Origin of the sequence: Streptomyces sp. NPDC058246, assembly GCF_042881985.1 — a bacterium.
GTDB lineage: Bacteria > Actinomycetota > Actinomycetes > Streptomycetales > Streptomycetaceae > Streptomyces.
In genome coordinates, this window is sequence record NZ_JBHVWZ010000004.1 from 317,056 (window position 1) to 337,443 (window position 20,388).

Consider the following 20,388-nt stretch of genomic DNA (forward strand, 5'->3'; position numbering starts at 1 on the left):
GGTGTTGAGCGCACAGACCGACGACGCGGCGCTCCTGGCGCGTCCTTGGCACCCCGGGCGAAGACCCCACCCGGTCGCTCCGCACGCGGATCCGGTCGGTCAGCGGCCCCTCATCCGGCGTCACCCGATGGAACCTTCGGCTTCGGTGGACGGGGGATGAGGACTGACCGGCCCGATCCGGGCCGCGGCGAGAACGAAGTCGACGATGCGTTCGGTGTAGACGTCACCGGCCTTGGCGAGGTCGGGCAGCTTGTCGGCGGGCGTCGACAGGACATGGTTGGTGAGGATGCCCGCGACCGCGTCGAGGATGAGGGCGGGTGAGGTCTCCCGGGGGAGTTCGCCGCGGTCAACGGCTCGCAGCACGATGGGCCGGCCGATCCCGGCGCGCCAGCGGGTCACGCGCTCCATCTCGCGGCCGAAGAGATCGGGATAGACCTTGGCCTCGACCTGGGCGCGCAACACCAACAGGCCGTCGTGACCCAGCAGATCGGCGAGGATATGACGTGCCATGGCCACGAGGTCCGAGCGCAGCGATCCTGTCTCCACCAGCTTCGGCATGCGCTCGCGGCGGTCCGCGAGAGCGTCCACGATCAGTTTCTCCTTGCTGCCCCAGCGGTGGTAGAGGGCGGCCTTGCCCACCCGTGCCCGCCGGGCCAGCACATCGAGACTGAACCGGGCCCAGCCGACCTCGGCGTACAGGTCCAGCGTCGCGGCGAAGACCCTTGCCTGGAGGTCGGGGTCCGGTGGACGCCCGCGCCCAGACCCTGCCGAGACATGTGACATGACCGCTATTTTGCCCGGTCCCACGGGTCGCCCGATGTCCAAGGCGGTGGAGCTGGCGGACGTGTTGCCCGCGGAGCTGCGGCCACGCTCGGCGCGGTGGATCTGCTCGAAGTCGTGCTCCGGGTCCAGGCGTTGGATCTCCTCCAGCCGGTGAGCCCGCTTCATCGCTGTCTCCTCTCCGTGGCGCGATCACAGCCGGTGAGATGTGGCCCACAGGGTTCAGTCACGCCGTCGGCGCATGGGCGAGCGACGGCAGAGTGAAGCCGCCCTGAGTGCGCCTGACCGCCACTGGGCCCCTCGCCCAAGGGGCCGCGAAGTTATCGAACGTTCAGTGCTGGAACGTAGTGAGGCTGGAGGGATTGGTCAACCTGCCGGACGGACGTATTTGAGTTCGACGGACGGGCAGGGCCCGTGGGTTGGGCCGTGGGGAATGGCTCGGGCGACGCGAGGCAGGGAACCACGGAGGCTGGACACGGTGAGACCCGGCCTCGTAACTTAACGAATGTTCGACGCTGGTGGGGGCCCCCGGAGATCGGCCGCCGCCACGTCAGTGGCGTCACTTCCTCCAGAGCCGGGAGCCCAGCATGGCCGACGCGGCTCGATCAACCACCACAGTTCTCGGGCTCGAATCCTCGGCGCAGTGCCGATCCGCCGCACCTCGACAACGGGGTCGTCACCCGAAGGACTGGGTGAGGGGCGAACCGGTGCAGATGTACGCCGGAGGCCCGCTCGAAGTTGCCCAGACTTGCCTGAACGCCGCAGCACCTCGCGGAGCTCGGACACGAGGTGGTCGCCGCACAGCCACGCCGACCACGCCCGGCCCGGGGGTTCGTGGCGGCCGACCTTTCCAGCGGCGCGCTCCATGACCGCCGCCCAGGCGAACTGGCCGTTCCTGATCCGCTGGACTGGTCGGAGCAGTTCCTTCAGCTCGCCCCGGCACCCGGTCCCCTCCGTCCGTGTATCTGGCCGGTGAGGCTGGAGCCGCGAAAGCCCAGCCGCCGGCACCGGCCTTCGGTGAAGGCCCGCTGCCGCTCCTGCGACGCAGGCTCTCGGGGGAACGCCGGACGTCGCGTCCGGGGAAAACGGCCTGTGACCTCGGCAGGGGCCCACGCCTTTGAACAAGCCCTGACACGCTCCGCAGGGATAAAAAGCGTTCACTCGAGCGGAATAGACATCATCACCGTCACGCCGTTCCCTTCGGATCCGTGAATCGAAATGTTTCCGCCCACGCTTTCGACTCGCGCGCGTTGAGAAGCGATCCCTATGTGTCCCTGCCGAAGGTTGGAGCGCAGCTGGGCAGTAGGCGCACCGACGCCGTCGTCGCTCACTTCGAGGTGCAGCACTTTCTCGGAAAGTCTCAATGCGACACGTAGGTTTCGCGCTCTCGAGTACTTTATGGCGTTCTCCAAAAATTCTCGAACCGCACTTGTGGCAACTTTTTGGATGCGATCGGGGATTTGCGCATCGTGCCTTGAGAGCTCATCACAGAATTCAAGGTTGAACCCTCCTCTTTGCGCCGAAATGTTTGCGAGGTTTTGAATTGATTCGACCAGGCCAATTTCTTGTGCCACCGTCGGGTGCAAGCCGCGGATGACGGTCCGCAGGTCGGCCACGGCCATCTGTACGTTTCTGTCGACGCGCTCCACTGTGCTGGATCCCTCAGGCATTGATGCGAATTGTTCGCGAATGTCCAAGACGTCGTGACGTGTAGCGAGCAGTATTTGCAGCGGCCCGTCGTGGATGGCTTCTGACATTGCCAGCCTTTCGCGTTCCTCGATGGCGATGTTCTCATCGAGCAGGTGCGCCCTGGTCTCTGCCAGATCTGCTATTGCCAGGACCCGGGACTTATTTATGGCAGAGATGAATACGCATGCCAGGCCCACAACGCCGGAGAGCAGTGCAAAGTGCCTTATTAGCGTCCAGTCGGGGTTGATCGTCGTGAATCCCGCTCCGCACAGCCAAGCGCCAGTTTCTATGATCGACACGAGCAGTGTTGTGCGGGGGTCAATTTGAAATGCTGTGAGAATGGGAAGTAGGAGGTATGCGTAGTCCAAGTAGTCCAATCCGGTGGATGGCGCATGGAATTCCTGGAATCCTCCCGTGACGACCAGAATCGATGTCAGTGCAGCGGTATCGACTATAATGCAGGGCACCTGGCCGGGAACCCTGCGGTGCATGGCGACCCTGGTGACCAACAGGACCAGCCAGGTTCCGTAGAAGCACGTTATGACCAAGGATGCGGTCCATCTAGCGCCTCCAGGAACGAGTTCAGCCTCGTTGATACACACCAGGCCGAGAATAAAGAGGCGCAGCACGCACTGAGCTTGAAGACTGCGCTGCTCATGCCCGCGAATTACCTCGCCGATGCTGCTCATAGGATTCAGCATTTTCGGTCACCCGGACCCGTGTTTCGTTGGGGGCGACTCCGGAACTTCGTACTCCGAATCCCTGCAAACGTTACTCCGCCGTTTATGGATCCGCAGCCCGAATATTCGCTGGAGATCTGCCCTTCCTGTCTCGCATGACACCGCCGCGGCAGATAGCCGTGGCCGGCCCTTCTGATCATGGTGCGGTGTCGGTGGCAAAGGTCAGCGTGATGTTGATGGCGGCGGTGCCAGGTCGACCACCACAGCAGGTGCTCGTAGTTCCGTCGGGGTAGCCCTCGGAGTCGCTGACGCCCTCCGTCCGCAGAACACCATGACGTCGTGGTCGCTGAAGGCGGTGTCCAGGATCTTGGCCAACGCCGCGCGTACCGAGGGTGGCTCTCCGGCCGCCCGTGTGCGAGGGCTGGTGCACGACGGTCGGCGCATTGCTCACACCCCCGGCCTGCCCCCCGACGGCCCCGTGCGGCGAGCAGGCTGGGCGTACGGCACCGGGAGCCGAAGCCCTGCGGGCGCGTTTTCGCGGTAGGGGACTGCTCGGGAAGGGTGGCCCCCGGTGCCGGTCCGGTGGATTGCGCGCTGCCGGCGGCACCGCGTCTTCGGCACCCGCGCCGAGGCGAACCTTGCACTCTTGCCGAGGCGAACCTTGCACTCTTCGAGTACATCGACGGCTTCTATAACGGCCGGCGTATCCAAGCCCGGCTCGGCTCGCTCAGCCCCATGGAGTTCGAGGAGAGGCATCACACCGACCAGGCGTCGCCGAACAAGCGAACCTGAAACCCCGTCACCCCGCCCTGACCAGCTGATCAGCACTCCCGCACAACGGGGGAACCTCAAGCCTTGTCAGTGCGCGCAGACGGCCTGGGCGTGGAACGAGGTCGGGATGCCACTCACGTTCGGTCGCATGATGACTTGCCAGCCGGTCGGAGCCTGGGCCGGTCCGGTGGCCTCGGAGGAGACCACAGTGGCGTCGAGCGGGTTGGGCGGGCTGAAGCCGCCGCCCGTCAGCACCGAGCCGGGCGGGCAGGAGGCCACCGACGTGGCCGTGCCACCGCCGGCGGGAATGGTGGCATCAGGACCGTTGACGAACTCGGTGGTCACAGCGCCGGACGGCGGGATGGGGTTGGGGTTGGAGCCCCCCGTGTTCCCGAAACCGACGAGGCCGTCCGCGCCCGCACTGTTGTGGTTGAAGCTGTTCACGATCACGATCTGACCTCCGGAGTCGTCGCCCCGGGCGAAAGCAGTCGACGTGCCAGCGCCTGCCACGGCCAAAGCGGCAAGCCCTGTCACACAGACCCGCAACCCGTGCTTCATCCTGTTTCCCTTCCTCAAGCACGCAGCAAGCAAGAGCCATTCGTTCGTCCGGAGAGACGCTAGCGCGCGCACCGGCGTCAGTACCGCATTGAGCCAACCGCAGGCCAGGCAGGCATACAAACGTCGAAAGAACACCATGCCGTTTGAACGGCACGCGTCCACGAGGCCCCCGCCCGCCTTTCGAGCGTCATACGCCCACAGATGCCCTGCCTCGCCTGCACCTGCCCGGCCCGCACGGTGGTGCATGCCCGACGCAACGGGCTGCGAAGGATGGGGGAGCACACCCGAACCAGTGAACACACCAGCTCGACCGCCGTGGCGGCTGGCGCCCCGACCGCCGCGGCCCGCGTGAAGCAGGTCACCCGTTCGGAACGTGGACAGGTTCCACACCTCACACTAACTTAACGAACGTTCAACACAGATACTGTGGCGCAGGCGCTACCGCGACGCAGTTCGACGCGAGGACGAGAAGAGGCTGCCGTGCGCCGTACGGTGTTCAACGAGGATCACGAGGCGTTCCGCGCGACACTGCGGGACTTCATCGAGAAGGAGGTCGTGCCCGTCCACCGCGAGTGGGAGCAAGTGGGCCACCCGCCGCGCGATTTCTACCGCAGGCTCGGCGACCTGGGCGTGCTCGGCATCGAGGTGCCGCAGGAGTTCGGTGGCGCGGGCGAGACCAGTTACAAGTACCAGGCCGTCGTGACGGAGGAGTTGACCCGGGCCGGCGTCTCGTTCGGCAGCTACTCCGTGCACGCCAACCTGATCCTCCCGTACCTGATGGCGTACGCCACCCAGGAGCAGAAGAGGCGCTGGCTGCCCGGGTTCGCGCGTGGCGACATCATGACCGCCATCGCGATGACCGAGCCGAGCACCGGCTCCGATCTCGCGAACATCAGTACCCGCGCCACGCTGTCGGAGGACGGCAGGCATTACGTCGTCAACGGGGCCAAGACCTTCATCACCGGAGGCGTTCTCGCCGATCTGATCCTGGTCGTCGTGCGCACCACGCCGTTCGACCCGGGGGACCGCCGGGCGGGGCTGTCCATCCTGTGCGTGGAGACCGCGTCGGAGGGCTTCGCGGTCGGCCGCAAGCTCGACAAGATCGGCCTGAAGACGACCGATACCGCTGAACTCTCGTTCAGCGACGTCAAGGTGCCCGCCGAGAACCTGCTCGGCCAGGAGGGCAAGGCCTTCTCCTACCTCTCCCACAACCTCGCCCAGGAACGTCTGGCCATCGCGCTGGGCAGCGCGGCCGCAGCCGAGGCCGCGCTCAGGCATGCCATCGCCTACGTGAAGGACCGCACGGTCTTCGGCAAGTCGGTCGCTTCCTTCCAGAACACCAAGTTCGTGCTCGCCGAGTGCGCCACCGAGACCGAGGCCGCCCGCCTGTTCGCCGACCGTGCGCTGGACCTGCACGACGCGGGTGAACTGACCATTGCCGACGCCGCGAAGGCGAAGCTCTTCTGCACCGAGGTCGCGGGCCGAGTCATCGACAAGTGCCTTCAGCTGCACGGCGGTTACGGCTACATCACCGAGTACCCGATTGCCCGCCTGTACGCGGACACCCGCGTCTCTCGTATCTACGGCGGCACCAGCGAGGTCATGAAGATCGTCATCGCCAAGTCGCTCGGCCTCTGAGACCTCGGAGGCCCGGAGGCCCGGAGGCCACCAACACCCCAGTACTCCCCAACACCACCCAGAGCCCAATCCCCCCGACACCAGCAACACCCCAGTAGCCCCCGACACCACCAACACCCCAGCCCCCGAGAAAGGGCATCCCATGCGGATCGACAACACCTCCTCCGCCCTGATCACCGGAGGCGCCTCGGGCCTCGGCCGGGCCACCGCCGAGCGCCTCGCGGCGAACGGAGCGCACACCGTCATCTTCGACCTGCCTTCCTCCGACGGCGAGGCCGTCGCCAAGGGCATCGGCGCCACCTTCGTCCCGGGCGACGTCACCAGCGAGGCCGACGCCACCGCCGCGATCGGCGCCGCCGTCGCACTCGGCCCGCTGCGCATCGCCGTCAACTGCGCCGGCATCGGCGGCGCCCGACGAACTGTCGGCAAGGACGGTCCCCACTCGCTGGACGCGTTCCGCAGGATCGTCGAGGTCAACCTGATCGGCACGTTCAGCGTGATCCGTCTCGCCGCCCAGGCGATGAGCGGCAACGAGCCTCTCGACGGCGACCGTGGGGTCATCGTCAACACCGCGTCCGTGGCCGCCTTCGACGGCCAGATCGGCCAGTGCTCGTACTCCGCCTCGAAGGCCGGCATCGTCGGTATGACCCTGCCGATCGCCCGCGACCTCGCGAAGACGAACGTCCGCGTGATGACCATCGCGCCGGGCCTGTTCGAGACACCGCTCCTCGGCCGCCTGCCCCAGGAGGCCCGTGACTCGTTGGGCGCCCAGGTCCCGCACCCCAGCCGACTGGGCCAGCCGGACGAGTACGCGCAGCTCGCCGAGGCCATCATCACCAACCCCATGCTGAACGGCGAGACGATCCGTCTGGACGGCTCCATTCGCATGGCTCCGAAGTAACCCTCCCGCTGCCCGCTTCCACCGCCATGTCTCTTCGTTCGAGCAGGAGTTCACCTCATGCGTGACGCAGTCATCGTCGACGCCGTTCGCACCCCGGTCGGAAAGGGCAAGCCGGGCGGTGCCCTGTCCGGTATCCACCCCGTGGACCTGTCCGCCCATGTCCTCAACGCCCTGGCCGAACGCAATGGCCTCGCCCCGGTCACAGTCGACGACGTCATCTGGGGCTGTGTGTCCCAGGTCGGCGAGCAGGCGGCCGGCGTCGGCCGGTACGCGGTCCTCGCCGCGGGTTGGCCGGAGAGCGTGCCCGGCCTGACCATCGACCGCCAGTGCGGCTCCTCGCAGCAGGCCGTGCACCAGGCAGCCGCCGGAATCATCGCCGGGCAGTACGACATCGCCGTCGCGGGCGGTGTCGAGATGATGTCCCGGGTGCCGATGGGCGCCACCGGGGCGGGCGGCCAGTTCGGCACTCCGTATGGCCGCCTGGTCGCCGAGCGCTACGACAACTACCGGTTCAACCAGGGCATCGGCGCCGAGATGATCACCGAGGAGTTCGGGCTCACCCGAGCGGAACTGGACCAGCACGCTCTCGACTCGCACGCCCGCGCGGCCCGTGCCATCGACGAGGGCCGCTTCAAGGAGCAGATCACCCCGGTCACTGTCACCGACCCGGCCGGCGACACGTACGTCTTCGACACGGACGAGGGCGTACGCCGTGGCGGCACCCTGGAGGCCATGTCGGGCCTGAAAACCCCGTTCAAGCCGAACGGCGTCATCTCCGCCGGCAATGCCTCGCAGATCTCCGACGGCTCCGCCGCGCTGCTCCTCACCACCAGCGAGATCGCCGCCCGCAACGGCTGGACCCCGATCGCCCGCTTCCACACGGGCGTCGTCACCGGCGTCGACCCGATCACCATGCTCAAGGGGCCGATCCCCGCGACGGCGAAGGCCCTGGAACGTTCCGGCCTGTCCATCGCCGGCATCGGCGCGTACGAGATCAACGAGGCGTTCGCCTCGGTCTCGCTCGGCTGGCTGCGACAGACCGGCGCCGACTACGAGCGCATGAACCCCAACGGCGGTGCGATCGCCCTCGGCCACCCGCTCGGAGCGTCCGGTGCCCGGTTGATGACGACCCTCGTCCACCACATGAAGGACCACGGCATCCGCTACGGACTCCAGGCGATGTGCGAGGGCGGCGGCATGGCCAACGCCACCATCCTCGAACTGCTCTGAGACGCGTCCACCCGTCCACGCGGCGGGATCCTCACGGCGTGGGCCTCACGGGCCGCCCGCACCGTGAGGGCGGCCGCGGCAGGAGGTACCGGCGGCGGTGAGGGCGTCGAGCTGCCGCTTCAGCTTCTGCCCCCCTGGACCCCCGGGCGTCCCCTGGACCCCCGGGTGTATCAGCCCTGCGGGGTCCGGGCGGCTATGCAGGGCGATCTTCAGAAGACGAAGGTTCCGTGAAGCCTGGCAGCTCAGCGAACGAATAATCGGTTGCCTGTTGGCGATGGTGGTGGATGCAATGTCCGGCATGATCACCCAGGTGCGCCCGCCACGGCGAGATGAGATGAACGCGTACCACCGGGCCTTGCCCCTCTGCGATTCGCGCAGACTGCAACCGAATCGGCACACGGGAGACGCCAGCGCATGAAAACGTCACCATCGCCGCCTGGAGCGCAGCGGACTGACAGATCAACCGTCAAGATTGGGGCCCTCGTTCCGCTGACTCGGCCTGGCTGGGTCGAGGCAGGCCGACACTTGCTCGCTGGACTCGAGCTGGCCGTTCGCGAAGTCAATGACGCCGGCGGGATCATCGGAAGACCACTCGAGCTGGTGGTCCGAGACACCGCGGCTGATCCGCAGAGGGCCGCGGCGGCCGTAGATGAATTGGCTCGCCTGGGTGTGGCTGCCTTGGCCGGGGAGTACCACAGCGTCGTCGCTCGCGCCGCTGCCGCCAGGGCCGACGCCCTCGGCCTGCCGTTCCTCTGCTCGTCAGCGGTACTCGACGCGCTCACCGAACAGCCGACGGAATGGGTCGCGCGCCTCGCCCCGGCGCAGTCCCACGGCTGGCAGATCTACGCGGACTTCCTCCTCAGCGCGGGCCACAGTCGAATCGCCGTGGCAGCCCAGCCGAGTGTCTACTGGGCATCCGGGGCCGGCATTCTGCGGGACTACCTCGCTCCACGTGGCGGCACCGTCATCGAACTCGACATGCGCGCGCTCGCCCCCACGGCCGTGTGCGACGAACTCGTCGACCATCGCGCGACAGCCCTCCTTCTTCTGGTCGGCCACCCGGAGCCGGCAGTGTCGATCGTCAAGTCAGTACGCCGCGACCAGCGCCTCGCCGAGATCATGATCGGTGCTCCGGCCGGGCAACCGGAGTTCGCCGAATGGGCGACGTTGCTGGGCGACGACAGCGCCGCGGTCCCGTTCTTGCGCTACCTGCCCGAGCGCCTCAGCCCACTAGGTGTGCGAGTCGAGACGGCCCTCCGCGAGCGGCTGGCCGAAGCGCCTTCCTTCGTCGCCTTCGAGGGCTACGACGCGATCGCCGTCCTCGCCGATGTGCTGCGTTCTCACGGCACGGACCGGGCGCGCACCGCCGAATCCTGGGCGCGCGTTGCAGTCGAAGGCACCCGCGGGCAGATCCAGTTCTCCCGCACGCCAGGCATCAGCGTTTGGCAATGGGCTTGGGCGCCGATCCAAGTCGTTGATCGAGATCCGGCGGAACCCGATCGCTTTCGGATCCTTCACGCCGGCTGAGAGATCACGGGTCCCGATCACGGCGATCGCCTGCGACCAGGTGCCGGTGCCAACTCAGGCGAGGCGGGCGACGATTGAGAGGAATCGATCATGCCCGCACTCGGGAGAAGAATCAGGCGCGCCGTGTCGGTCATCGGGTCGGCAGTGGTGGTCGCCGTGCCGCTGACCCTGGCAATGCCGGGGACGGCCACCGCCGCTGAGACCGCTGAGACCGCTGAGACCGCAGCGACCAGCCTCGACCGGTTCGCGAACTACGAGTACAAGGAGTGCATCGAGGAGAACTCCTATTACAACCTGTGGTCCCAGGACTGCGGGATCGGCTACTCGGGTCAGTACTGGCGGTGGACCGGCACCACCAACACGTCCTCGACACTCCAGAACTACACACGGGGCCACTGCCTCGACAGCAACTCGGCCGGGGACGTCTACGCCATCGGGTGCAACGGTGGGAACAACCAGCTGTGGCAGGTCATCCAACCCGCGGCGGGAAGTGCAGTCATGCTCCGGGAACACGGCGACCCGCCTCTGCCTGTACGAGACCCCTGGCGGCCTCTACCGCACGACGACGTGTGACCGCAATTCGCGCACTCAGCGGTGGACCGTCGGCTGAGCCGGGCGATGGCCTGAAGGCGCGGGTACGGCCCGGGCGGGTCCGTGCCGAACGCAGTCGGTGCGGACCCGCTGCGCGCCCGCCGACGGCTGTGGCTGCGCCGTCGGCGGTGTCCCATGCCGGTCCGGGTGATCGTGGACTCCCAGTCTGTGAAAGGCGAGCGGAGCTGGTCGAGGATGTGGCGTAGGACACCGCAGCCGGGGGCACCCATCCCTGCCCATGCGGTCACTGTGCGACCGGCGATGAGCCGGACCAACGACCTACTCTTTGGACGGATTCGATTGATTTCGCTACGCATGGCGGCTTCAATCTGATGAATGGAACCGGTGACGGTCACCACGCTCTTGGCCCAGTACGGGGTACGCCAGTTAGTCGGTGCGCTTGGCGGGAATCCCGCTCTGGGTGACCTGGCCGCGCAACTGTTCGGCGTTGTGTTGGCCAGCGAGAACCGATGGAGCGAGCAGTTGGCCGGTATAGAACGCCGCCTCGACGAGGTGCTGGAGCAGCGGTACTCCACCGCCGTCGGCTTCGGCCCGCTCCGGATTGAGTGGAATCGCGTCGAGCGATCTCCGTCACGACGCCCGCAGATTCTGCGGTCGAATGATGACCGGTCCCCTGCCCCTTCGGATGTGCTCCATGTGCACGGGGAGGTACAGGCCGATCCCGTTTTGGCGCTGCCACTGACGCTCCAACTCGCATCACCACCGGAATGGCCGTCCAGTATTCCTCACCCAGGTCGAGCAGGAGGGAGCTGGACCATGGAGGCAGGCAACGGCAGCTTTGTGTTCTTCCGTAAGTCAGCACCTCTTTCGTTCTTCGGCGGGAGCCACGCCCGGCTGATAGTCGGCCGTGTGTTCATCTTTGACTCTCCACCAGTCACGCGGCCCGATGCACGTCGCTGAAGTCGTAGCTGTCCCACACAAAATCCTCGTCCCGGAACTCGGGTCCTGGCGGACGTATCAACCGCCGATGCAGCCGAGGCGGTGCACGAAATCCTGGCCCTGACTGCCCAGGTCGAGCGCAGGGCTCACCGGTACCTCGTCTTCAACGGCGACTGACACCGTCGCGTTCACAACGGGCCCTGGCCGTTCTCCTGGGCTCGTTCGGTGGCGCGCGCCCGAGCCGCCGCCGCGAGCACTTTGCGGTTGGGCGTGAGCGCGCAGATCGCCTGCGCGCACAATTGACCGGCGGCGTCGCTGATCTCCGCCCGGACCAGCGTGCGGGTCCCACCGCTCTGCTGCACCGTGCCGGCCACCGTGTACGTCTGCCCCGCAGCCAACGGCCTCAGATAGTCGACGTTCAGACTCATCGTCAGATACGGGGTCGACGGGTTGCTGAGGCTGATCGCCGTGACCCCGCACACCTCGTCCAACGCGGCGGCTATGTAGCCGCCGTGCACGACACCCGCCGGATTGAGTACGGCGTCGGCAGGAGTCCAGAGCAGCACGACCCGCCCCTTCTCCAGTTCGGAGAACACCAGCCCCAGGTGGGAACGGACGGTGTGGGCAAGGGAGTCGGCCACAGCGCGGACCCGGTCGAGCCCGGTGCCTGTTCCCCAGGTGGCATTGCTGATGATGGTCGACTCCTTACCCCGTCGCATGCGCAGGGCATGCGGTCCTCCGGTGAAGGCACGCGCATTGATCCAGGAGTGTAGTTTAACGATCGTTCGACCATGAGCAACTCCTGGTGTGAAGGGCGGAGGTGAACGGGTGGTGCCAACAGGCGGGCGACTTTGACGAGCCGATGCTGTGCGGCCTCTGTTCGGCTGGATCCAGTCAGAACGTTCGTTCAAACCCTTGACAGGGTGCCCGGCGCGGACGATTCTCGATCTCGTCAACGCGCCTCGCTACTCCAGTGACGCCGACGGGTCAGGGACGGCTCTCGTCGGGAGTGCGTCGGTGTGGCGCTGTTCTCACGCCGCCGCTGAGCTGAGCCTTCATCAGGGCGGCGCGCACTCCGCGGCTGTCGCCGCGCCCACCGCGCCGTACGGGCAGCACCGCACCTACGACACCGCACCTACGACACCCGCACCGCAAACGTCCCCACCTCACTTCCCGTGCCGAAGCTGGACGATGGAGGGACCGCATGGGCCCGTACCTGCCCGACTCTGTCCGCCGCCACGCGATGCTGCGGCCGCAAGCGCCGGCCATCACCGAAGCAAGGGAGACCCTGTCCTACGGATCGCTGGACACGCGCAGCAACAAGATCGCCCAGGCCCTGCTCTCCGCCGGACTGGGTACCGGGGCGCGGGTGGGCTGCCTGGTGCGCCCGGGCCGGCTGTCGGCCGAGCTGCTGCTCGCCTGCGCGAAGGCCGGCCTTGTCCTCGCCCCGCTGAACTGGCGCCTGGCCGAACGCGAGCTGACCGCTGTCGCGCGCGACGCACAGCTCGAGGTGGTCGTGACGCAGGAGGAGTTCCTGCCCGGTGCGCGTGCGGTCCGTGGAGCGATTTCGGGACTGCGGGTGGTCACCACAGGCGAACCCGCACCCGACGAGAGCGCGTACGAGGCGTGGCTGGAGGCCGCACCGGACATCGACCCGGGCCGCGGCGGCGAAAGCGACGCGCACATGGTCTTCCTCCAGCTCTACACCTCAGGCACCACTGGTCGGCCCAAAGGCGTTCAGCTGACTCTGGAGAACCTGCACGCAGGAGAGATCCAGGCCGCCGAGCTGGGCTGGAGCGAGGACAGCGTCTCCCTGAACGCGATGCCTGTCTTCCACATCGCCGGCACCGGTTGGCTGGCCACCGCGCTCGGCGCCGGCGCCCACACGGTGGCGCTGCCCGATCTGGTGCCCCAACGCGTCGTCGACGTGCTGGAGAGCGAGCGGGTCACTCACGTCCTCTTCGTCCCCGCGGTGCTGCAGATGCTCACTCAGCTGCCCGGCATCCGCGAACGGGACTTCTCCGCACTGCGGTTGATCGTCTACGGCGCTTCGCCGATCACACCGGCGCTGCTGCGGCGCTCCATGGAGATCTTCGGCTGCGACTTCTGCCAGAGGTACGGGCAGACGGAAACGACCGGCTGTGTCACCAGGCTCCTGCCGGTGGACCACGACGCCGACGGTCCACGCGCCCATCTGCTCCGCTCGGCCGGCAATACCAGCTCCGACGTCGACCTTGTCATCACCGACCTGGCCACGGGGAAGCCGGTCCCGGCGGGCACGGTGGGGGAGATCCTGACCCGTTCCCACCACGTCACTCCCGGCTACTGGCAGCGGGCGGAGGAGAACGCGGAGCTGTTCACCGACGAGGGCTGGCTGCGCACCGGCGACGCCGGCTACGTCGACGAGGAGGGCTACCTGTTCATCACCGACCGGATCAAGGACATGGTGATCACCGGAGGTGAGAACGTCTATCCCATCGAGGTGGAGTCGGCGCTGGCCGAGCACCCGGCCGTCCGCGACGTCGCCGTCTTCGGCACGCCCGACGAGCAATGGGGCGAAGCCGTCACCGCCGCCGTCGTCCTGAACGCCGACGCCGCCGGCACCACCGAGGCCGAGCTGATCGATTTCACACGGGCCAGGATCGCGTCGTACAAGAAACCGCGCGTCATCCACTTCGTGGACGAACTGCCGCGCAACCCCACGGGCAAAGTCCTCAAGCACGTACTCAGGAAAGTCCTGGCGAAGGGCGGCTCCGGCATGCAGTGAGGGACCCTCCAGTCCCGGCCGCGGCTGAGTCACCTCGGCCACACACTGAGGGACAGTCGGCGCGGGCAACGCCCGGCGCTCTGCCGTCCTTCGTCACGGAAGATCGCACGCGCGCTCGTCCTGGCATTGATCAAACGTTGACCGAGTGCGTTGGAGCTCACAAAGGGCCGCTTGGAATGCAACGAATATGCCCTGTGGGTGCCCGAGAGCGCGATCGGCGGGAGATGCGGCGCAGGAGCGCTCAATCGATCGTTCTGTGTATTCCCGCTGGTTGTGCGGCTGTAGCATCGGTGCAACCAGGCCGACGCTGTTCGAATGACCGGTCAGCTCGCTCCCGCCGGGGCCAAGCCGCAGATTGGAGACTCGTGCCCGCGCGACCCGCAGGCCAAAAGGCCATCATCGAGGCAGCTCGCCAGGAGTTCTCCGAGCAGGGGTACGGCGCGACGTCGATCCGCGACATCGCCCAGCGGGCAGGAGTGAGCCTCTCGGCTCTGTACTACTACTACAAGGGCAAGCAGGACTTGCTCGTCGCCATCCTCGACGAGGGGCTCGACGCCTACTTCGACGCTTGCGACGAGGCCCTGGCGAACGCCGGGGACGATCCGGCGCAGCGCCTCGAGGCCCTGGTCTCGGCGACCGTACGGTTCCGTACGGAGCACCCCGTCCAGAGCAACATCGTCCTGAGCGAGGGGCGCAGTCTGGAACCCGAGCACATCGAGCGCTACCACAAGAACGAAGCCCGCGGCACGCAACAGTTCCGCGACGTCATCGAACGCGGGGTCGCCGAAGGCATCTTCCTCACGCCGTACCCCGACGACGCCCGCCGCGCCGTGATCGCCATGTGCAACGCCATCGCTCAGTGGTACAGAGCCGACGGACCCGTGGACGTCGACGAACTCGTCGAGCGCTATGTGTCGTTGGCGCTCACCGTCGTGGAATACCGGCCGCGCACGGCCAGGCGACCGACCGCATAGCACGCCGAGGAGCGACGCCAGTTCCGCCCCGAACAGCGGGCGAGCGTCGATCGGCTTGCCCAGCCAGGAAAGGTCGCGTACGCCGCCGTTGAGGTGGGGACTCATGGTCAGAGCGTGTCAGCCGGGTGACTCGTCTGCTGACCAGCGCGCAATACCTTGTTCGCGCGTGACCAGCGCCCAGATACCTTGTTCGCGAGTCGCCGGTGATCGATCTCGCTGCACACGTCGGCACAGCGGCCCGCTGACATAATCCGGCCGTGGATACGAGTACAGAGGCGGACGAGATACAGGCCGCCCAGGCGGTGTCCGGCTTCGAGTCCGAGCGGCCTGTGGAATGGGCCATGTGCCCCGCGGAGCCGGCAGATGTCGAGGCGATCGCGGAGCTGCGGGCCGTCGTGATGCGCCCGGACCTGGAGCGGTTGGGGCGCTTCGACGAATATCGGGTCCGGCAGAGGCTGCGGGATTCGTTCTCCCCGCATCACACGTCGGTCATCTTGGCCGATGGCGCCTTCGCGGGCTGTGTCACATTGCGGCCGGCCGAGGACGGACGGTGGCTGGAGCATTTCTATCTCGCCCCGGCCATCCATGGCCGGGGGCTCGGTTCGGCGGTCCTGCGGACACTGCTGGCCCGGACCGATGCCGACGGCGTGCTCGTCCGCCTGAACGTCCTGCAGGGCAGCGCCGCCCGGCGGCTGTACGAGCGCCACGGGTTCACCGTGGAGACTCAGGGCCCGATCGACATCTTCATGGTGCGATTGCCGCGTGCGGGCGCCCTCGGAACGTGAAGAGGACAGGGGGCGTTCATGGCACGCGCTGTCCCTATGGGGCCGTGCGGGCGTGCCGCATCCTGCCCTGACCTGTTTCTCCCGCTCCCATCTTGGTGATCTGGACGGGGAGTTGGCCCCCGGGCTCCGCGGACCGCGCGCTGCGAGTACGCGCTGCAGCGCCGGCGAGGAGCGGAATCGGCCGAAGCCGGCTGACGGTCGGCCCGCCGGAGGGCGCCGGATATCCATCCGACGGTGGAGGAGTTCTTCATCCCAGGAAGGCCGCAGTGGTCGCCACGAACTGGTCGGCGTCGTCGAGCCAGGGATAGTGGCCCGCTCTCGGCTGCACCACGAGCGTGGCATGGGGAAACAGTGTCGCGAACTCGGCCGCCGACCGAGGGGGGCTGTTCAAGTCGAACTCGCCGGCGAGCAGCAGGACTGGTGACTCGCAGCCGGCGAGCGCCGCCCGGGTGATCTCCGGATGGAAGGCTCCCTCGGCCGCGAAGAGAGCGACAGCTTCCTTGTTGCTCGGCTGACTGGCTGCGTGGTGCTTCCGCGCCGTGGCGTCCCAACGGCCCCAGAAGAAGGGAGCGATGGCCTCCCAGTCGCTGCCCGTGCCCTCGGTGATGGCCTCCAGAGCGGCGAACGCCGCCGGGAACCACGGCTCGTTCTTCCGCAGCTGCGCGAGCTCGTGTCGCATCTCCCCGGTGATCGCTATACCGACAGCTCGGGGACCGGGACCGATCAGGGCGAGCTTGCTGACGCTCTTCGGGTAGCGCGCCACGTACTGCGTTGCGACGTTCGTGCCGGCGGAGTGACCGAGCAGGTCCATCCGGGAGAGCCCGAGGTGTTCACGCAGCGCCTCGACGTCGTCGACCAGGCGATCACAGCGGTAGGACGAGGTGTCTTCGGGAACCGCTGACCCGCCGGTGCCGCGAAAGTCCACAATGATCAGCTGACGGTGCGTGGACAGGCCGCCGAGGTCGCCGAGGTAGACGGAGTCCGTGGGACCTCCCGGGAGGCAGACGACCGGATCGCCGTCTCCGATCACGCGGTAGGCGAGCCGCGTTCCGTCAGGTGCGGGGAAGGTAGGCATGAGCTGGATCCTGTCATCCATAACCAGGTTATACAACCCGGTTATGACGGTGGGGGCGCTCGGGTATATAACCGAGCTGTGGCAGGCGAAGAGGACACGCACCGGAACCCCGACACGCTGACCGAGGAACAGGCCGAGCGGATCCTCGCCGGCATGAACGAGGTCATCCGTGCGGGCGAGGAGATGCGGCAGCTACGCGCCGAAATGATCAAGCTGTTCGCCGACTTCGGCTGGACCCAGGACAGAATTGCTCAGCTCACCGACATGAGTCAGCCCGCTGTGTCCAAGCAGGTGACCAAGTACAAGTCGGGCGACCCGCTGCCTCCAACGAGACTCTCCCTCGATCAGCGCGACGTGCCCTGGCTCGAAGGACGCCTCTGGGGGCTCGCTGACGAGATCTCCGAGAACCACGACACCGCTCGCTGCACGCGCTACGTCCACGCCATCGCCAGAGGGAAGAAGCGCTTCACACCCCAGAACGTCGACGAGCTGCGGCGCCTCGTCGAGGAGGACCTGATGCTGCACCGGGCGGACATGCCCAGCAGCTACCAGGACGCGTACGACGACATCAGCCGCGGTCTCGATGTCCCCGCGAAGGTCCCCACCACCGCACCAGCCTCCGTGCGACGCGCCCTCGCCTACCAGATCCAGCGCGATCGGCTCAGGGACGACGCCTGAGCACATCCCGGCGCCGCCGGACGTCAAGCCCGAGGAATCGACGCCCGGCCACGCGCAGGAAGTGAGCCAAGTCCCGCCCACCGATGAGGCGTTCAGCCGCCCGGCCCACCTTTAGATTGGCGGCATGACTGAGCCCTCGTACCTCGACGGGATCCGGGAGTCGTACGACACCGTCGCCGCCGACTACGCAAAGAACGTCAAGTCCCCTGCCGAGCTGGATCCGCTGTCGCGCTCGATGCTGGCCGCGTTCGCCGAGCTCGTTCGCTCCGCTGATCGTGGGCCGGTTGCGGACGTGGGTTGCGGCCCGGGCAAGGTGACGGCGCACCTTGCCGGACTGGGGCTCTCGGCATTCGGTATCGACGTGTCACCGAAGATGATCGAACTGGCACGGGAGGCTCATCCGGACCTGCGGTTCGCCGTGGGCTCCATGACCGCGTTGGAGATCGGTGACCACGAGCTTGGTGGCATTCTGGCGTACTACTCCACACACCACACGCCGCCGGAGCTGCTGCCGGTCGTGTTCGCCGAGTTCCACCGCACCCTGGCGAGTGGTGGTCAGCTGATGCTCGTCGGCCGTGTCGGGAACGCCGAGCATCTGCGTCGGACGCATGCCTATGGCGACCACCCCGCGTCCTTTGAGTCCTATCGGCTGCCGGCGGACCGGATCTCCGAACTGCTGGAGCAGGCAGGGCTCGTCGTCACCGCGCGACTGTTGCAGGCGCCCGAGGAAGACGCGAAGCGAACGATCGCGAGCTTCATGGCCCGCAAACCGGAGTAGCCGCAGTCTCGGTGGGATCCCGTACCCGACTGCCAGGTCCGACGGACGTGACAGCGGGCTCCCTGGTCCACACCGGGCGTCCGTGTGCGGAGGGTCACGAGGAGGAGTGGCCCGTGACGGTGTCGGCAGGACGGTCCGATCCGCGTTGCCCAGCCTGCCGCCCGGCGCCCGGCGGTGTCCTGATCCAGGTGGGCCGGGCCATCGGTAAATGGCTCGCGCGCATCGTGATGCGGCGGGATGATCCGGTGTGTCCGGTTCGGCGCGAACTCTGGTGATCGCGCTCCGTCTGCCCAGAGAGGGAGTCGTGATGACCGTGGTCGCGTCCGAGCCGTCCGGGTCCCAGCCCGAAGTCCGCGCGGCGGCCGGGGCGGTGCGCGGCAGCCGGGAGGCGGGTGTGGCGGTCTTCCGTGGCATCCCGTTCGCCGAGCCACCGGTCGGCTCGCTGCGTTTCGCCGCACCGCGGCCGATGCGTGGATGGGACGGAGTGCGGGCGGCGGTGTCGTACGGACCACCGCCCCCTCAGGGCGGACACTTCGGCATGGACGCGCTGGCGCAGGATGCGGAGGGCGACGACTGGCTGACCGTCAACGTCTGGTCGCCCGACCCGGGTGCAGGCGCGGGACTGCCGGTGATGGTGTGGATCCAGGGCGGCGCCTACACGATCGGCATGTCCGGACTGCCCGAGTACGACGGCGGTTGCCTGGCGCGTGACGGCGGCGTCGTCGTGGTGACGTTCAACTACCGCGTGGGTCTTGAGGGTTTCGGGCAGGTCGAGGGGGCGCCCGCCAACCGGGGACTGCTCGACCAGGTCGCCGCTTTGGAGTGGGTGCGTGACAACATCCGGGCCTTCGGCGGCGACCCGGACCGCGTCACGGTCTTCGGCCAGTCGGCGGGCGCCGGATCGGTCGCCACGCTGCTGGCGATGGAACGTGCGGCCGGGCTCTTCCGCCGGGCCGTGGCGCAGAGTGTGCCGGGCACGTTCTTTTCGCCGGAGCTCGCCGCCGACATCGCCACCTCCTGCGCCGCGGAGCTGGGACTGAGGCCGACGGTGGCCGATCTGTCCACGGTGGCCCCGGCCCGGCTGTCCGCCGCCGGTGACTCGGTCGGCGCCAAGATGGCCGAGTGGACGGACCGCTGGGGTCAGGTCGCGCACAGGTCGATCCCGTTCTCGCCGGTCGTCGACGGTGATGCCCTGCTGGTCACTCCATGGCGGGCCCTGGCCGACGGAGCGGGCCGGGACGTCGAACTCCTCGTCGGCCACACCCGCGACGAACAGCGGCTGTTCACCGCGATCGAGGGCCTGCTCGGCCAGGTGACCCAGGAACAGGCGGCGACCGCCCTCCAGGTCTTCGGCCCCGGCGGCCAGGACGGCGTACGCCGTTACCTCGACGGTTTTCCGGACGCGGGCCCGGAAGAGCTGTACGAACTGGTCCACTCCGACTGGCTGTTCCGCATGCCGAGCCTCCACCTCGCCCAGGCCCAGGCCGACGCCGGTGGCCGTGCCCACCTCTACGAGCTGACCTGGTCCGCCCCGGGCATGGGCGGTGCCTTCGGCGCCTGCCACGGCCTCGACGTGCCGCTCGTCTTCGGCAACCTGGACCGCGGCCAGCCTGCCGTGCTGATCGGTGAAGAGCCGTCCCCGGAGGCAGCGGCGCTGTCCACCCGCATGCGTGCCGCGTGGACGGCGTTCGCCGACCACGGCGACCCCGGCTGGCCCGCGTACGACACCGAGCAACGCCTCGTGCAGCTCTTCGACACCCGGCCGGCCGTCACCCCCTACCCGGAGGAGACCTCCCGCCGGATCTGGCAGGACCACACCTTTCCCGTACTGCCGCTGATCGGCCCATAGCGTCGACCGGCCCGGACGGAGAACTGCGTGAGCCGAGGCGGCACGGCTTGGTCGTGGCCGAACCCACCCACGCTGACTTGCACAACTGTGCCGATGGTGATGGCCTGAAGAAGCCGCGCGCCGTCCTCCCGTGCTGCCCGGCAACGCGCACGCGGGCCGGACACACCGGGCGGGCAGAGCGCGGGCTCGTACGCTTCTGGGCTTGCCCGGCGTACGG

At 67.7% G+C, this 20,388-nt stretch carries 18 protein-coding genes; 13 read left to right on the plus strand and 5 right to left on the minus strand.

All coding sequences use genetic code 11. The features are described from left to right. Positions 1-120: 120 nt before the first annotated feature. On the minus strand, positions 121-948 hold the full coding sequence (locus ACFVXA_RS08605) for a TetR/AcrR family transcriptional regulator (RefSeq protein ID WP_390024340.1): 828 nt from the start codon (positions 946-948) through the stop codon (positions 121-123). Between the two features lie 989 nt (positions 949-1,937). Next, positions 1,938-3,158 carry a sensor histidine kinase gene (locus ACFVXA_RS08610; RefSeq protein ID WP_390024342.1) on the minus strand — a complete coding sequence of 407 codons (1,221 nt, stop codon included), beginning with the start codon at positions 3,156-3,158 and terminating at the stop codon, positions 1,938-1,940. Between the two features lie 573 nt (positions 3,159-3,731). On the opposite strand from ACFVXA_RS08610, the gene ACFVXA_RS08615 reads away from it, so the two are divergent. Further along, positions 3,732-3,941 (plus strand): IS3 family transposase, encoded by a 210-nt coding sequence (locus ACFVXA_RS08615; protein WP_390024436.1) that lies wholly within the window; start codon positions 3,732-3,734, stop codon positions 3,939-3,941. Positions 3,942-4,007: 66 nt separating this feature from the next. Here the strand turns inward: ACFVXA_RS08615 and ACFVXA_RS08620 are convergent, their stop codons facing one another. Continuing rightward, positions 4,008-4,370: a hypothetical protein gene (locus ACFVXA_RS08620; protein ID WP_362025375.1), complete on the minus strand. Its 363-nt coding sequence runs from the start codon at positions 4,368-4,370 to the stop codon at positions 4,008-4,010. Positions 4,371-4,958: 588 nt separating this feature from the next. Here ACFVXA_RS08620 and ACFVXA_RS08625 point away from each other — a divergent pair. The 6 genes from ACFVXA_RS08625 (at position 4,959) to ACFVXA_RS08650 (ending at position 11,286) form a co-directional block, all read left to right on the plus strand. Then, positions 4,959-6,116 carry an acyl-CoA dehydrogenase family protein gene (locus ACFVXA_RS08625; protein ID WP_390024344.1) on the plus strand — a complete coding sequence of 386 codons (1,158 nt, stop codon included), beginning with the start codon at positions 4,959-4,961 and terminating at the stop codon, positions 6,114-6,116. A 142-nt stretch (positions 6,117-6,258) separates the two neighbouring features. Beyond that, a complete protein-coding gene (locus ACFVXA_RS08630) occupies positions 6,259-7,017 on the plus strand; it encodes a 3-hydroxyacyl-CoA dehydrogenase (RefSeq protein WP_390024346.1) in 759 nt (252 codons plus the stop codon). Between the two features lie 57 nt (positions 7,018-7,074). Next, positions 7,075-8,247: a thiolase family protein gene (locus ACFVXA_RS08635; RefSeq protein WP_390024347.1), complete on the plus strand. Its 1,173-nt coding sequence runs from the start codon at positions 7,075-7,077 to the stop codon at positions 8,245-8,247. A gap of 414 nt (positions 8,248-8,661) precedes the next feature. After that, the gene (locus ACFVXA_RS08640) at positions 8,662-9,774 is read left to right on the plus strand and encodes an ABC transporter substrate-binding protein (RefSeq protein ID WP_390024349.1); all 1,113 of its coding nucleotides are present in this window, start codon (positions 8,662-8,664) and stop codon (positions 9,772-9,774) included. A gap of 90 nt (positions 9,775-9,864) precedes the next feature. After that, positions 9,865-10,347 carry a hypothetical protein gene (locus ACFVXA_RS08645; protein ID WP_390024350.1) on the plus strand — a complete coding sequence of 161 codons (483 nt, stop codon included), beginning with the start codon at positions 9,865-9,867 and terminating at the stop codon, positions 10,345-10,347. 354 nt (positions 10,348-10,701) lie between these two features. Next, positions 10,702-11,286 carry a hypothetical protein gene (locus ACFVXA_RS08650; protein WP_390024352.1) on the plus strand — a complete coding sequence of 195 codons (585 nt, stop codon included), beginning with the start codon at positions 10,702-10,704 and terminating at the stop codon, positions 11,284-11,286. 167 nt (positions 11,287-11,453) lie between these two features. Here the strand turns inward: ACFVXA_RS08650 and ACFVXA_RS08655 are convergent, their stop codons facing one another. Continuing rightward, complete coding sequence (locus ACFVXA_RS08655) at positions 11,454-11,984, minus strand: PaaI family thioesterase (protein ID WP_383908137.1); 531 nt, start codon at positions 11,982-11,984, stop codon at positions 11,454-11,456. A 485-nt stretch (positions 11,985-12,469) separates the two neighbouring features. Here ACFVXA_RS08655 and ACFVXA_RS08660 point away from each other — a divergent pair, with 485 nt between their 5' ends. From ACFVXA_RS08660 to ACFVXA_RS08670, 3 genes are all read left to right on the plus strand, one after another. Next, complete coding sequence (locus ACFVXA_RS08660; RefSeq protein ID WP_390024354.1) at positions 12,470-14,032, plus strand: long-chain-fatty-acid--CoA ligase; 1,563 nt, start codon at positions 12,470-12,472, stop codon at positions 14,030-14,032. Positions 14,033-14,397: 365 nt separating this feature from the next. Continuing rightward, positions 14,398-15,006: a TetR/AcrR family transcriptional regulator gene (locus ACFVXA_RS08665; RefSeq protein ID WP_383743272.1), complete on the plus strand. Its 609-nt coding sequence runs from the start codon at positions 14,398-14,400 to the stop codon at positions 15,004-15,006. A gap of 341 nt (positions 15,007-15,347) precedes the next feature. Next, positions 15,348-15,791, plus strand: a complete 444-nt coding sequence (locus ACFVXA_RS08670; protein WP_390024438.1) for a GNAT family N-acetyltransferase — start codon at positions 15,348-15,350, stop codon at positions 15,789-15,791. Positions 15,792-16,038: 247 nt separating this feature from the next. Here ACFVXA_RS08670 and ACFVXA_RS08675 read toward each other — a convergent pair whose 3' ends face one another. Further along, positions 16,039-16,866: an alpha/beta fold hydrolase gene (locus tag ACFVXA_RS08675; protein ID WP_384024594.1), complete on the minus strand. Its 828-nt coding sequence runs from the start codon at positions 16,864-16,866 to the stop codon at positions 16,039-16,041. A 78-nt stretch (positions 16,867-16,944) separates the two neighbouring features. Here ACFVXA_RS08675 and ACFVXA_RS08680 point away from each other — a divergent pair, with 78 nt between their 5' ends. The 3 genes from ACFVXA_RS08680 to ACFVXA_RS08690 all read left to right on the plus strand — a co-directional run bounded on the left by ACFVXA_RS08680 (position 16,945) and on the right by ACFVXA_RS08690 (position 20,171). Beyond that, entirely contained in the window at positions 16,945-17,544 is a 600-nt protein-coding gene (locus ACFVXA_RS08680; protein ID WP_389515904.1) for a helix-turn-helix domain-containing protein, read from the plus strand. 124 nt (positions 17,545-17,668) lie between these two features. After that, a complete protein-coding gene (locus ACFVXA_RS08685; protein ID WP_384024590.1) occupies positions 17,669-18,322 on the plus strand; it encodes a class I SAM-dependent methyltransferase in 654 nt (217 codons plus the stop codon). A 307-nt stretch (positions 18,323-18,629) separates the two neighbouring features. After that, positions 18,630-20,171: a carboxylesterase/lipase family protein gene (locus ACFVXA_RS08690; RefSeq protein WP_390024356.1), complete on the plus strand. Its 1,542-nt coding sequence runs from the start codon at positions 18,630-18,632 to the stop codon at positions 20,169-20,171. Positions 20,172-20,388: the final 217 nt, after the last annotated feature.

Bases quoted from the DNA above. Each gene is read 5' to 3' on its own strand.
- ACFVXA_RS08650 (WP_390024352.1), top strand. From the start codon at position 10,702: ATGGAACCGGTGACGGTCACCACGCTCTTGGCCCAGTACGGGGTACGC.
- ACFVXA_RS08670 (WP_390024438.1), top strand. From the start codon at position 15,348: ATGTGCCCCGCGGAGCCGGCAGATGTCGAGGCGATCGCGGAGCTGCGG.
- ACFVXA_RS08605 (WP_390024340.1), bottom strand. From the start codon at position 948: ATGAAGCGGGCTCACCGGCTGGAGGAGATCCAACGCCTGGACCCGGAG.
- ACFVXA_RS08645 (WP_390024350.1), top strand. From the start codon at position 9,865: ATGCCCGCACTCGGGAGAAGAATCAGGCGCGCCGTGTCGGTCATCGGG.
- ACFVXA_RS08685 (WP_384024590.1), top strand. From the start codon at position 17,669: ATGACTGAGCCCTCGTACCTCGACGGGATCCGGGAGTCGTACGACACC.
- ACFVXA_RS08640 (WP_390024349.1), top strand. From the start codon at position 8,662: ATGAAAACGTCACCATCGCCGCCTGGAGCGCAGCGGACTGACAGATCA.
- ACFVXA_RS08635 (WP_390024347.1), top strand. From the start codon at position 7,075: ATGCGTGACGCAGTCATCGTCGACGCCGTTCGCACCCCGGTCGGAAAG.
- ACFVXA_RS08660 (WP_390024354.1), top strand. From the start codon at position 12,470: ATGGGCCCGTACCTGCCCGACTCTGTCCGCCGCCACGCGATGCTGCGG.
- ACFVXA_RS08675 (WP_384024594.1), bottom strand. From the start codon at position 16,866: ATGCCTACCTTCCCCGCACCTGACGGAACGCGGCTCGCCTACCGCGTG.
- ACFVXA_RS08690 (WP_390024356.1), top strand. From the start codon at position 18,630: ATGACCGTGGTCGCGTCCGAGCCGTCCGGGTCCCAGCCCGAAGTCCGC.
- ACFVXA_RS08630 (WP_390024346.1), top strand. From the start codon at position 6,259: ATGCGGATCGACAACACCTCCTCCGCCCTGATCACCGGAGGCGCCTCG.
- ACFVXA_RS08610 (WP_390024342.1), bottom strand. From the start codon at position 3,158: ATGAGCAGCATCGGCGAGGTAATTCGCGGGCATGAGCAGCGCAGTCTT.
- ACFVXA_RS08655 (WP_383908137.1), bottom strand. From the start codon at position 11,984: ATGCGACGGGGTAAGGAGTCGACCATCATCAGCAATGCCACCTGGGGA.